This is a genomic window from Pseudomonas sp. LM13 (genome assembly GCF_041381355.1).
Classification (GTDB): Bacteria; Pseudomonadota; Gammaproteobacteria; order Pseudomonadales; family Pseudomonadaceae; genus Stutzerimonas; species Stutzerimonas frequens.
In genome coordinates, this window is record NZ_JACBXH010000019.1 from 48,662 (window position 1) to 61,157 (window position 12,496).

Annotated in this window: 12 protein-coding genes; 4 read left to right on the top strand and 8 right to left on the bottom strand. The window is 64.8% G+C overall.

Annotation, left to right across the window (positions count from 1 at the left end; translation table 11 throughout):
- The first annotated feature begins 80 nt into the window (after positions 1-80).
- Positions 81-875 carry a thymidylate synthase gene (locus tag HZR81_RS13435; RefSeq protein WP_500128376.1) on the top strand — a complete coding sequence of 265 codons (795 nt, stop codon included), beginning with the start codon at positions 81-83 and terminating at the stop codon, positions 873-875.
- 87 nt (positions 876-962) lie between these two features.
- Entirely contained in the window at positions 963-1,736 is a 774-nt protein-coding gene (locus HZR81_RS13440) for a ParA family protein (protein WP_013981553.1), read from the top strand.
- A 27-nt stretch (positions 1,737-1,763) separates the two neighbouring features.
- Here the strand turns inward: HZR81_RS13440 and HZR81_RS13445 are convergent, their stop codons facing one another.
- The 6 genes from HZR81_RS13445 to HZR81_RS13470 form a co-directional block, all read right to left on the bottom strand.
- Entirely contained in the window at positions 1,764-2,750 is a 987-nt protein-coding gene (locus HZR81_RS13445; protein WP_063539510.1) for a branched-chain amino acid ABC transporter permease, read from the bottom strand.
- Positions 2,750-3,637, bottom strand: coding sequence for a branched-chain amino acid ABC transporter permease (locus tag HZR81_RS13450; protein ID WP_500128378.1), 888 nt, complete (start codon positions 3,635-3,637; stop codon positions 2,750-2,752). The genes HZR81_RS13445 and HZR81_RS13450 overlap by 1 nt, the downstream gene beginning before the upstream one ends.
- A complete protein-coding gene (locus tag HZR81_RS13455) occupies positions 3,637-4,341 on the bottom strand; it encodes an ABC transporter ATP-binding protein (RefSeq protein WP_500128379.1) in 705 nt (234 codons plus the stop codon). Before HZR81_RS13455 ends, HZR81_RS13450 begins: the two co-directional genes overlap by 1 nt.
- Positions 4,334-5,140, bottom strand: coding sequence for an ABC transporter ATP-binding protein (locus HZR81_RS13460; protein WP_500128380.1), 807 nt, complete (start codon positions 5,138-5,140; stop codon positions 4,334-4,336). Before HZR81_RS13460 ends, HZR81_RS13455 begins: the two co-directional genes overlap by 8 nt.
- Before the next feature lie 2 nt (positions 5,141-5,142).
- Positions 5,143-6,348, bottom strand: a complete 1,206-nt coding sequence (locus HZR81_RS13465) for an ABC transporter substrate-binding protein (RefSeq protein ID WP_500128382.1) — start codon at positions 6,346-6,348, stop codon at positions 5,143-5,145.
- Between the two features lie 383 nt (positions 6,349-6,731).
- Positions 6,732-7,529, bottom strand: coding sequence for a universal stress protein (locus HZR81_RS13470; RefSeq protein ID WP_500128384.1), 798 nt, complete (start codon positions 7,527-7,529; stop codon positions 6,732-6,734).
- 177 nt (positions 7,530-7,706) lie between these two features.
- Between HZR81_RS13470 and HZR81_RS13475 the strand changes: the two genes are divergently transcribed.
- The gene (locus tag HZR81_RS13475) at positions 7,707-8,627 is read left to right on the top strand and encodes a response regulator (RefSeq protein ID WP_063539514.1); all 921 of its coding nucleotides are present in this window, start codon (positions 7,707-7,709) and stop codon (positions 8,625-8,627) included.
- A gap of 143 nt (positions 8,628-8,770) precedes the next feature.
- The gene (locus HZR81_RS13480) at positions 8,771-9,667 is read left to right on the top strand and encodes a peptidoglycan DD-metalloendopeptidase family protein (protein ID WP_500128386.1); all 897 of its coding nucleotides are present in this window, start codon (positions 8,771-8,773) and stop codon (positions 9,665-9,667) included.
- A gap of 61 nt (positions 9,668-9,728) precedes the next feature.
- Here HZR81_RS13480 and HZR81_RS13485 read toward each other — a convergent pair whose 3' ends face one another.
- Together HZR81_RS13485 and phoR are read right to left on the bottom strand one after the other, a co-directional pair.
- Positions 9,729-11,069, bottom strand: coding sequence for a hemolysin family protein (locus tag HZR81_RS13485; RefSeq protein ID WP_500128388.1), 1,341 nt, complete (start codon positions 11,067-11,069; stop codon positions 9,729-9,731).
- 90 nt (positions 11,070-11,159) lie between these two features.
- A complete protein-coding gene (gene phoR, locus HZR81_RS13490; RefSeq protein WP_500128389.1) occupies positions 11,160-12,461 on the bottom strand; it encodes a phosphate regulon sensor histidine kinase PhoR in 1,302 nt (433 codons plus the stop codon).
- Positions 12,462-12,496 lie beyond the last annotated feature (35 nt).

Genomic DNA, 12,496 nt, shown 5'->3' on the forward strand with positions numbered 1-12,496 from the left:
AGGGCGACAAGCAGGGCGCAGGCCTTTTACTATTCGCGCAGCCTTTTCACCGCGCTTCGGCGCCTGCTTCGAGTCAATCGATGAAACAGTACCTCGACCTGATGCGCCACGTGCGCGAACACGGCACCTTCAAGAGCGACCGTACCGGCACCGGCACCTACAGCGTGTTCGGCTACCAGATGCGCTTCGACCTGGCCGAAGGCTTCCCGCTGGTGACCACCAAGAAGTGCCACCTCAAATCCATCATTCACGAGCTGCTGTGGTTCCTTCAGGGCGACACCAATATCCGCTACCTGAAGGAAAACGGTGTCTCGATCTGGGACGAATGGGCCGACAAGAACGGCGAGCTGGGCCCGGTCTATGGCTACCAGTGGCGCTCCTGGCCGGCGCCGAACGGTGAATCCATCGACCAGATCGCCAATCTGCTGGCGATGATCAGGAAGAACCCGGATTCACGCCGGCTGATCGTTTCGGCCTGGAACCCGGCGCTGGTCGAGCAGATGGCGCTGCCGCCGTGCCACGCGCTGTTCCAGTTCTACGTCGCCGACGGCAAGCTCAGCTGCCAGCTGTACCAGCGCTCGGCCGACATCTTCCTCGGCGTGCCCTTCAACATCGCCAGCTACGCGCTGTTGACGCTGATGGTGGCGCAGGTCTGCGACCTTGAGCCGGGCGAGTTCATCTGGAGCGGCGGCGACTGCCATCTGTACGCCAATCACCTGGAGCAGGCCGACCTGCAGCTGACCCGTGAGCCGCTGCCGCTGCCGACAATGAAGCTCAATCCGGAGGTGAAGGACCTGTTCGCCTTCCGCTTCGAGGACTTCGGGCTGGTCGGCTACGAGGCGCATCCGCACATCAAGGCGCCCGTCGCGGTCTGACTTTGGTCGGGTTTGCCGTCGCGGATAACCCGGCTGTCACATTTGCCGTATAGACTCGACCGCTCAGGGTTTCTTGGGAGGCGGGTCATGCGCAGGGTCGTGTTCAATCAGAAGGGCGGTGTCGGCAAGTCGAGCATCGCCTGCAATCTGGCTGCGGTCAGCGCATCGCAGGGCTACCGCACACTGCTGGTGGACCTGGACGCCCAGGCCAACTCCACGCACTACCTGACCGGGCTGACCGGCGATGACATTCCCACCGGAATCGCGGACTTCTTCAAACAGATCCTCGCTGGCGGCACGGCTGGCAAGAAGGCGCGCCCGCCGATCCTCGAAACGGCCTTCGACAACCTGCACCTGATCAGCGCCACGGCCGAGCTGGCCGACCTGCAGCCCAAGCTGGAGGCCAAGCACAAGATCAACAAACTGCGAAAATTGCTCGACGGCCTTGCCGAGGATTACGACCGCATCTACCTCGACACACCGCCGGCGCTGAACTTCTACACCGTGTCGGCACTGATCGCTGCCGACCGCTGCCTGATCCCCTTCGACTGCGACAGCTTTTCCCGCCAGGCGCTGTACAGCCTGCTGGACGAGATCGAAGACATGAAGGACGACCATAACGAAACGCTTGAGGTCGAGGGCATCGTGGTCAATCAGTTCCAGCCGCGGGCCGCGCTGCCGCAGCAGATGATCGACGAGCTGCTGAGCGAAGGACTGCCGGTGCTGCCGGTCAACCTGATGAGTTCGGTAAAGATGCGCGAGTCGCACCAGGCCTGCATGCCGCTGGTCTATCTGGATCCTCGGCACAAGCTGAGCCTGCAGTTCGTCGAACTGCATGACCTGCTCGAAGCGAACGGCTGAGTCGTCTCCGGCTGCGCCTGGCGGCCCCTAGTCGTCGGCGCGCCGCTCCAGCTTCTTGCCCAGCCGCGAGGCATAGAGCTCGCCGATCATCCCGCGGCGGAACACCAGTACGCAGACCATGAAGATGATCCCGGTGACCAGCGTGACCGGCAGCTCCGAGGTGGCGAAGTAGTTGCCCAGGCTGGTCACCAGTGCGGCGCCGAAGATCGGCCCGACCAGCGTACCGATGCCGCCGAGCAGGGTCATCAATACCACCTCGCCGGACATCTGCCAGCTGACGTCGGTGAGCGTGGCGAACTGGAACACCAGCGCCTTCAACCCGCCAGCCAGCCCGGCCAAGGCGGCGGACATGACGAAGGCGCCGAGCTTGTAGCGCGACACCGAATAGCCCAGGGAAATGGCGCGGTTCTCGTTCTCGCGGATCGAGCGCAGGATCATGCCGTACGGCGAGTTGATCACGCGCCAGATCAGCAGCATCCCGGCGAGAAATACCGACAGCACGAAGAAGTACATGTACAGCGGCTCCTGCAGATCGATGAAGCCGAACAGGTGCCCGCGCGGAATGTTCTGAATGCCGTCTTCACCATGGGTGAAGGGCGCCTGCAGGCAGAAGAAAAAGAACATCTGCGACAGCGCCAGGGTGATCATCGTCGAGTAGATGCCCTGCCGGCGGATCGCCAGAAAGCCGATGATCAGCCCGAGAAACGCCGCGCCGGCAACGCCGACGAGAATGCCCAGCTCCGGCGGCAATCCCCACTCCTTGACTGCGTGGGCGGTGAAATACGCCGCGCCGCCGAAGAACGCCGCGTGGCCGAAGGAGAGGATGCCGGTATAGCCGAGCAGCAGGTTGAAGGCGCAGGCGAAGAGGGCGAAGCACAGCACCTTCATCAGGAAGATCGGGTAGAAGTAGAACGGTGCCAGCGCCAGCGCGACCACTCCGATCAGGATCAGCACGGTCTCCAGGCGCAGCAGCGGGCGTTTGGTGGTCGGCGTGACGTTCACCTGGCTGTTCATCAGGCGTCCCTCCCCATCAGGCCGGCCGGGCGCACCAGCAGCACGATCGCCATGATCACGAAGATCACGATGTTGGAAGCCTCCGGATAGAACACCTTGGTCAGCCCCTCGAGAATGCCCAGCATGTAGCCGGTGATGATGGCGCCGAGAATCGAGCCCATGCCGCCGACCACGACCACGGCGAACACCGCGATGATCAGGTTCGAGCCCATCAGCGGGCTGACCTGGTAGATCGGCGCGGCAAGCATGCCAGCCAGGCCGGCCAGCGCCGCGCCCATGCCATAGGTGAAGGTCAGGAGCAGCGGCACGTTGATGCCGAAGGTGCGCACCAGCGTCGGGTTCTCGGTGGCGGCACGCAGGTAGGCGCCGAGTTTGGTCTTCTCGATCAGCAGCCAGCTGGCGATGCAGATCACCAGCGACGCCAGCACCACCCAGGCGCGGTACTTTGGCAGGAACATGAAGCCCAGGTTGTAGCCACCAGCCAGCTCCTTGGGCACCGCGTAGGGCTGTCCGGAGGAGCCGTAGAAGTAGCGGAAGGCGCCTTCCAGGGCGAGCGCCAGACCGAAGGTGAAGAGCAGGCTGTAGAGGTGGTCGAGGTTGTACAGCCGCGACAGCGCCAGGCGCTCGATCACCGCGCTGCACAGGCCGACGACGATCGGCGCGAGAATCAGCGCCGGCCAGTAGCCGATGCCGAGGGTCGCCAGCAACAGATAGCCGGCGAAGGCGCCGATCATATACTGCGCGCCGTGGGCGAAGTTGATGATCTTCAGCATGCCAAAGATGATTGCCAGGCCCAGGCTGAGCATGGCGTAGAACGAGCCGTTGATCAGGCCGATCAGCAATTGCCCGAGGAAGGCCTGGATCGGTACATCGAAAATCGTCGTCATCAGACCCCCAGGGCTTCGTTGAGCATGGTCATGCGGCCGGGCAGATCGGCGACGTCGAAGGTATCGATGACCTTGCCGTGGTCGACCACGTAGAAGCGGTCGGCCACCTTGCTGGCGAAGCGGAAGTTCTGTTCCACCAGCAGGATGGTCATGCCGCGCTGCTTGAGTGTCTGCAGCACCTCGCCGATGCGCTGGATGATCACCGGCGCCAGGCCTTCGGTGGGCTCGTCGAGGAGTAGCAGCCGGGCGCCGGTGCGCAGGATGCGCGCCATGGCCAGCATCTGCTGCTCACCACCGGAGAGCTTGGTGCCGGGGCTCTTGCGGCGTTCCTCGAGGTTGGGGAACAGCTGGTAGATCTCAGCCAGGGTCATGCCGCCCTTGGCGATCACCGGCGGCAGAGTGAGGTTCTCCTCCACCGTCAGGGTGGAAAAGATGCCGCGTTCTTCCGGTACATAACCGATGCCGTGGCGGGCGGTGCGGTGCAGCGGCACGCGCAGCATGTCCTTGCCGTCGAAGCGGATGCTGCCGCTGCGCTGGCGGATGATGCCGACAATCGCGCGCAGCGCAGTGGTCTTGCCGACGCCGTTACGGCCGAGCAGGGTCACCGTCTCGCCCTGCTGCACGTCGAGGTCGATGCCGTGCAGGGCATGGCTTTCGCCATACCAGGCGTTGAGGTCGCGCACGCTGAGCAAGGGTTCAGTCATCGTCGGTCCCCATGTAGGCCACGCGCACGCGCTCGTCCTGGCTGACCGTGCGGTAGTCGCCGGAGGTCAGGATTTCGCCGCGCTGCAACACCGTCACTTGATGGCAGAGGTCGGCGACCACCTTGAGGTTGTGCTCGACCATCAGCACCGCGCGCTGGGTGGCGACCTCGCGGATGATCTCGGCCACCACGTGTACGTCTTCGTGGCCCATGCCGGCCATGGGTTCGTCGAGCAGCAGCACCTTGGGCTCCAGCGCCAGGGTGGTGGCGATCTCCAGTACGCGTTTGCGCCCGTAGGAGAGATCAGCCGCCAGCTCGTTGCGCTTGTCGGCCAGGCCGACCGACTCGATCAACTGCATGGCGCGCTCGTTGAGGCGGTTGAGCGAGCGCATCGGCAGCCAGAATTGCGTGGCCAGCCCGCCCGGCCGCTGTAACGCGACGCGCACGTTGTCCAGCACGGAGAGGTGCGGGAATACCGCCGAGATCTGGAACGAGCGCACCAGCCCCATGCGTGCCACCTTGGCCGGGTCGGTGTGGGTGATGTCATGGTCGAGCAGGCGGATGGTTCCGCTGGTGGGCTGCAGGAACTTGGTCAGCAGGTTGAACACCGTGGTCTTGCCCGCGCCGTTGGGGCCGATCAGCGCGTGCACCCGGGCATGGCGCACGTCCAGATCGACATTGTTCACCGCGACGAAGCCGCCGAACTCCTTGCGCAGGCCGCGGGCAGAGAGCATCACCGGCGAGTCCGTGGCTGTGCCGGCGGTCGAACCGCCGACGTCCAGGCCTTGCGCTGCCGCCATGCTCACTGCCCGACCAGATCGCAGCCACTCTCGGCCGGATCGATGTAGGCCTCGTTGCCCGGTACGGTCGCCAGCACCTTGTAGTAGTCCCACTCGCGCTTGCTCTCTTCGGGCTTCTTCACCTCCATCAGGTAGACGTCGCTGATCAGCCGGCCGTTGGCGCCGACCTTGGCGTTGCGCGCGAAGACATCATCCACCGGCATCTCGTGCATGGCCTTGGCCACTGGCTCGGTGGCGTCGGTCCCGGCCTTCTCGATTGCCTTGAGGTACTGCATGACGCCGGAGTAGGTGCCGGCGTGGACCATGTTCGGCATGCGCCCGGTGCGCTTGAAGAAGCGTTCGCCGAACTCGCGGGATTTGTCGTCGCGATCCCAGTAGAAACTCTCGGTCAGGGTCAGGCCCTGGGCGGCATCGAGGCCCAGACCGTGCACTTCAGCGAGGGTGAAGAGCAGCGCGGCGAGGCGCTGGCCGCTGGCGACGATGCCGAACTCGGCGGCCTGCTTGATGCTGTTGGCGGTGTCCAGTCCGGCATTGGCCAGGCCGATGACCTTGGCGCCCGAGGCTTGGGCCTGAAGCAGGAACGACGAGTAGTCGGTTGTTGCCAGCGGATGGCGCACCGAGCCCTTGATCTCGCCGCCCTTGGATTTGACGAACTTGGAGGTCTGCTCTTCCAGCGAGTAGCCGAACGCGTAGTCGGCGGTGAGGAAATACCAGCTGTCACCACCCTGGGACACCAGCGCGCCGCCGGTGCCGACCGCCAACGCGTGGGTGTCGTAGGCCCAGTGGAAGCCGTAGGGCGAGCACTGCTTGCCGGTCAGTTCGGTGGTGGCGGCGCCGGTCACCAGATTGATCTTCTTCTTGCTCTTGGAAATGCCCTGTACCGCCAGCGCCACCGAGGAGGTGGTCAGCTCCATGATCGCGTCGACCTGCTCGCGGTCGTACCATTGCCGCGAGATATTGGAGGCGATGTCCGGCTTGTTCTGGTGATCGGCGGTGACGATCTCAATGGGGGCGTCGAGCACCTTGCCGCCGAAGTCTTCGGCCGCCATCTTCGCCGCCTCGAACGACCACTTGCCGCCGAAATCGGCGTACACGCCGGACTGGTCGTTGAGGATGCCGATCTTCACCTTGCCGTCGGAAATCTCGGCCGAGGCGGGTACGGCGGCCATTGCCGTCAGGGTTGCCGCTGCGATTGCTGAAAGCTTCATGCGTATCTCCTTGCACGGTTTGCTCGGCATGCGGAACGCCCCATGCGAAGCGGTCCGTATGGGCGGGTTAGGGGAAAGCTGGGCAGGCGGTCAGAGGCACAACGCCGTGGGTCGCCGGTTGGCTGAATGCCGCGGCCTGGCATTTACGCGCGCACGCCGAGCGCAGGCGGGTGCGGGGCACCACGTCGTCGTGGAAAGTCGTAGAGATGGGAGCTGGACAGCGGGACCAGAAACGAGTCGAAGCGAGGCACATGGGCGTCTTCTTCTTATTGTTGTTCTGGCTCTAAACGTAGCAGGGGTTTGCAGGGACGCAACCTGGCGGTGGTATGTCGAGCGGCAAAGCCGTGCCTGCGCCATCGAGCGCAGGCGGATAAGGACGCGCCTCAGCGCGCGATCAGGATGTCGCAGGGCGGGTTGTCGATGAACTGCCGGGCGAGGCTACCGAGCAATGCACTGCTCAGCTCGCCGCGGCTGTGACTGCCAAGGGCCAGCAGCTGCGGTTGCAGGTCGCGCAGCGCCGCGTCCATGCAATTGTTGCGCTCGCCCTGATGCAGGCTGTAGCTCAGCAACGCGCCGGTATCCGGCAGCTGAGGCTGGATATCTTCGATCAGCTGGTCGAACAGCTCCTGCTGCAGCGACAGCCCTTCGTAATCGGGGCCGTGTACTTCGGCCATCTCGTCGATATGCAGGGCGTGCAGCTCGGCACCTTCGCCCAGCAACTCCCAGGCGCAGTGCATGGCATGCGTGGCGCAGCGGGAGAAATCCAGCGCGGCCACTGCTCGCTTGTAGGCGATGTCGCCGGGGATAGTTGCCAGTAGCAGCGGTGCCGGAGCGTCGAGCAGTACGCGTTCCAGGGTCGTGCCGATGAAGCCCTGGGCCGATTCGCGGTGGTGTCGTCCCAGCACCAGCAGGTCCGCTTCCAGCCCCTGGGCCTGGGTCAGGATCTCTTCGGCGGGGTGGCCGCGGCGCAGCCAGGGTTCAACATCGCGCAGTCCGTTCTGTTGCAGGCGGCTCCCGAGCAGGGCGCGGGCCGCCTGTTCATCGCGGCCTTGTTCGCGTTCGTCGAGCACGTGCAGCAGACTGATCCGCGCGCCGTTCTGTCGCGCCAGTTGGGCGCCCCGCTGCAGTGCCAGGTCGGCGTCCGGGCTGAGATCGTGGGCGACGAGAATGTGCTGAACCATGACGGCCTCGCGAAGCTGGCGAAAGCGGCCAGTATGCCGCGCCGGCAACCGGCTGTCCCCTCGTGGCGCGCTGCGCGGGCTTGATCGGGCGCAACAACTTCACAGCTCATGGCCTCTAGCGCTTTTGTCGACCCCGCCAGGCGGCTATGCTTGCCGGCATTCGCGCAGGAGAGATGGATGAGCAAGGTCAGTGTGCTGGTAGTGGATGACGCACCCTTTATCCGCGATCTGGTGAAGAAGGCGCTTCGCAGCCACTTTCCCGGTATTCGCACCGAGGACGCGGTAAACGGACGCAAGGCTCAGCAGATGCTCAGCCGCGAGCGTTTCGACCTGATTCTCTGCGATTGGGAAATGCCGGAGATGTCCGGTCTGGAGCTGCTGAGCTGGTGCCGTGCGCAGGATTCGCTGAAGACCACGCCGTTCATCATGGTGACCAGCCGCGGCGACAAGGAGAACGTTGTGCAGGCCATTCAGGCCGGCGTTTCGGACTTCATCGGCAAACCCTTTTCCAACGAACAGCTGACCAGCAAGGTGCGCAAGGCCCTCGGGCGTGCCGGCAAGCTGGATGCCCTGGCTGCCAGCGCACCGACACGAATCCTGTCCACTGGCGTTGCCAACGACTCGCTGACTGCGCTGACCGGTGGCAAGGCCGAGGTGGTGCGGCCCTCCGCGCCACCGACTCCGACTGCGGAGGCAAACCCCGCGCCACTGGTGCAGCCCGCTGCGCCGGTGCCGCGCAGTGCCCCCGCCGCACCGGCTTCCGGGCGTGGGCAGGGCCAGCTACGACTGGCCAATGGCAGTGTCGCCTGCGTGATCAAGGCGCTGAGCCTCAAAGAGGCACTGCTGGTAGTCAAACGCGGCGAACAGCTGCCGCAGGTGCTGGAAAGTGCCGTGCTCGATCTGGAGCAGGGCGAGGGCGGCGAGATCGCTCGCCTCAACGGCTATCTACACGCCGTTGCGGCGTTCGAGCCGAAGCCGGACAGCGACTGGTTGCAGTTGTCGTTCCGCTTCGTCGACCGCGACCCGCAGAAACTCGACTACCTGTCGCGGCTGATCGCTCGCGGCACGGCGCAGCGGCATTTCGTCCCCGGCGCCTGATTCACCCAGCCAGGCGACCGTTCGGCGCCTGGTCGCGCAGACAAACTGACCGCCATCACACCCCGACGGTCGGTGGCTCGCACAGGCCACTCGCCGCTGCTAGAGTTCCCGCTCCAACACTATAACCACTAGAAACTGCCGTTATGCTGGGGCGCATTCTCTTGTTGCTCGGGCTGCCGCTGCTGGCTACGCCGGCGCTGGCCCTGACCATCTACAAATACACCGACGCCAATGGGGTCGTGACCTACAGCGACCAGGCCGCGCCTGGTGCGCAGATCTTCGTCTTCAGCGACCGCATGGTGGAAAAGCTCGATACCCAGGTGAAACTGGAAACCCGCAAGCACGCGGCGGGCGAGACCCTGCTGGTGCGCAACGACCTGTTCGCGCCGGTGGATATCGAACTGAAGCTGGACAACGTCGAGAACGCCGTCGGCGCACCGGCCAAGCCGATCCGCTGGGTATTACCGCCGCGCAGCCAGATTCGCCTGGCCACCCTGGCCCCGCGCGATGCCAGCAAGCCGCTCAGGTACACGCCCAAGCTTCGCCATGCTCTGGGCGATCCGCGCCTGTTACCCAAGCCCTACAAGTATCCGCTGCCCTGGCGCGGCGGTCCGTTCCGCCTGACCCAGGGTGCCAACGGTCAGTACAGCCATTTCACCCCCAAGGGGCGTTACGCGGTCGACATCGCCATGCCCGAAGGCACGCCCATCGTCGCGGCGCGTGGCGGCATGGTGGTGAAGATCGAGAACCAGCAGAGCGGCCGCGGCAACAACCCGGCCGGCAACTTCGTGCGCATCATGCATGACGACGGCACCATGGGTGTCTATCTGCACCTGATGAAAGGCTCGGTGGCCGTGCGCGAAGGCCAGCGGGTGGAAACCGGCACCCGCATTGCGCGTTCCGGCAACACCGGCAACAGCACCGGCCCGCACCTGCACTTCGTGGTACAGCGCAACGTCGGGCTGGCAATCGAATCGATCCCGTTCGACTTCTCCCAGCCGGTCAACAGCCTGCCGAACTTCGCAGTCGGCGGTGAGTGAGGCGTGCTGCCGCCGGCCGTAGCCGCCGAGGCACATCCGGCGCCCAGGTCGATTGCCCGGCTCAGGCCTGCTTGAGCACCTTGGCCAGCACGATCTTCGGCCCGCGCATCTTCTTGATGACGATCTGCAGGCCTTCGACCTGCAGCACTTCGTCCTCGTCGGGAACGCGCTTGAGCGTTTCGTAGACCAGCCCTGCCAGGGTCTCGGCCTCGATGTGGTCGAGGTCGATGTCAAGCAGGCGTTCCAGCTTGAACAACGGGGTGTCGCCGCGCACCAGCAGCTTGCCGGGCTGGTAGGCGAGCACGCCGCGCTCGGTCTTGCGGTGCTCGTCCTGGATATCGCCGACCAGCACTTCCAGTACGTCTTCCATGGTCAGGAAGCCGATCACCTTGTGGTCGCCTTCCTCCACCAGCACGAAATGCGCGCCGCCCTGGCGGAACTGCTCCAGCAGGCTGGCCAGCGGCATGTGCTTGGATACCCGCTCCAGCGGACGCAGCAGCTCGTCCAGGCAGAAGTGCTCGGCCAGGCGTTCATCGGCCGCCAGTGCCAGCAGCAGATCCTTGATGTGCAGCAGGCCGACATAGTCACCCTGCTCGCTATCGTAGACCGGGTAACGACTGTATTTGTGGCGGCGAATGATCTCGAGGATCTCGGCCAGCGGTGCGTCGTGGTCGAGCTGCAGCAGGTCCTCGCGAGAGTTGGCCCAGTCGACCACCTCCAGCTCGCTCAGCTCCACCGCCGAGGCCAGGACCTGGATCTGCTGATTGCCAGGGTCGCGGGCGCGGTTGGAGTGCAGGATCAGCTTGAGCTCTTCGCGGCTGTAGTGATGGTCGTGTTGCATACCCGGCTCGCCTTGGCCGGCGATGCGCAGGATGGCATTGGCGCTGGCGTTGAGCAGATAGATCGCCGGATACATCAGCCAGTAGAACGCGTACAGCGGCGCGGCCGTCCAGAGCGACAGCAGCTCCGGCTTGCGGATCGCCCAGGACTTCGGCGCCAGCTCGCCGATGACGATGTGCAGGTAGGAAATGACGAAGAACGCGGCGAAGAAGGCAACGCCATGCACCAGCGCCTGCGATTCGATGCCGATGCTCGCCAGCAGTGGTTCGAGCAGGTGGGCGAAGGCCGGCTCACCGACCCAGCCCAGGCCCAGCGAAGCCAGGGTGATGCCCAGCTGACAGGCCGACAGATAGGCGTCCAGCTGCTGGTGCACGGTGCGCAGGATGTGTCCGCGCCAGCCATGGCGGTTGGCGATCGCTTCCACCTTGGTGGCGCGCAGTTTGACCATGGCGAACTCGGCGGCGACGAAGAAACCGTTGAGCAGCACCAGGAACAGGGCGAAGAGAATCAGGCCGAAGTCGGCGAAATAGGAAGAGGCGGCGTAACTGGGGGAAGGGTCCATGAAGGGGTCTGGTAGCCAATGTCGCGACAGGATGGAGGCGGCGCGTCGGCTTTTCAAGCGCCCGAGCGAGACTTTCCGCGGCGGCGTGGCTTAGCGAACCACCGCCTGCCCATGCGGGAAGTGACAGGAGAAGCAGCTGCCCCGACCGGGAATGCTGGTGATATTCAGGCGTCCCTGATGACGTAACAGCACGTGCTTGACGATGGCAAGGCCCAGACCCGTTCCGCCGGTGCTGCTGGCGCGACTGGAGTCGACGCGGTAGAAGCGTTCGGTCAGGCGCGGCAGGTGCTTTTGCTCGATGCCGATACCGCTGTCCTCGACGCTCAGGTGCGCACCGGCCTCGTCGCTCCACCAGCGAACATGAATGGTGCCGCCGTCGGGCGTATATTTCACGGCGTTGAATACCAGGTTGGAGAAGGCACTGCGCAGTTCGGTCTCGCTACCTTTGAGCTGCAGCTCCGGGGCTGCGTCCAGGCTGATCAGGTGGCCGCGCGCACCCGACAGCGCCCGCGCATCGCTGACGATCGACTGCAGCAGCAGCGCCACCGCCACCGGCTGGCTGTCGGCGGGCCGGCTGCTGGCTTCCAGGCGTGCCAGCAACAGCAGGTCGTTGAGCAGGTGCTGCATGCGGCCCGCCTGCTGGTTCATCTGCTGCAGCGCGCGCAGCCAGCGCGGACTCACCGCCTCGGCGCTCTCCAGCATGGTTTCCAGGTAGCCGGCGATGACCGTCAGGGGCGTGCGCAGCTCGTGCGAGACATTGGCGACGAAGTCCTTGCGCATCTGCTCCAGCTGATGCAGTCGGGTGACATCACGGACCAGCAGCAGGTGCTCGCGGTTGCCGTAGCGGGTGATGTTGAACTGCAGGCGGATGCGGTCATCCACTGGCGAGGCCAGTTCGAGGGGCTGATCGTAGCTGCCGCTGTCGAAGTACTCCTTGAACGCCGGATGACGCACCAGATTGGTGATGGGATGGCCGGAGTCCTGCGGTTTCTTCAGGCCCAGCAGCCGGTTGGCGGCGAGGTTCCACCACTCCAGGTTGCCGTCGCTATCGAGCATGATGACCGCGTCCTTCAGCGCTGCGGTCGAGCCCTGCACCCGATCGATGATGCTCTGCAGCTGGCCGCGCAGGCGCAGGTCGCGGCGCTGCAATTGGTAGAGGTTGTCGAACACGTCACCCCAGATCCCGGCCGAATCCGGCGGCGGTTCGTCGGGGTCGCTGCGCCGCAGCCAGCGCTGCAGGCGCAACAGCTGGCGCAGCGTCCAGGCCAGGTAGCCGCTCAGGCCGATGACCAATGCCCAGGCGTACTCGCCGGTGATCAGGCCCAGCAGCAGGCAGCCGCCCAGCAGAAGCAGCAGGCGACGCACGAGGGCTCCTTGCCAGTCCTGATTCAACCGATGCACTCCCCGCTGGTGGCGATAATGGTGTG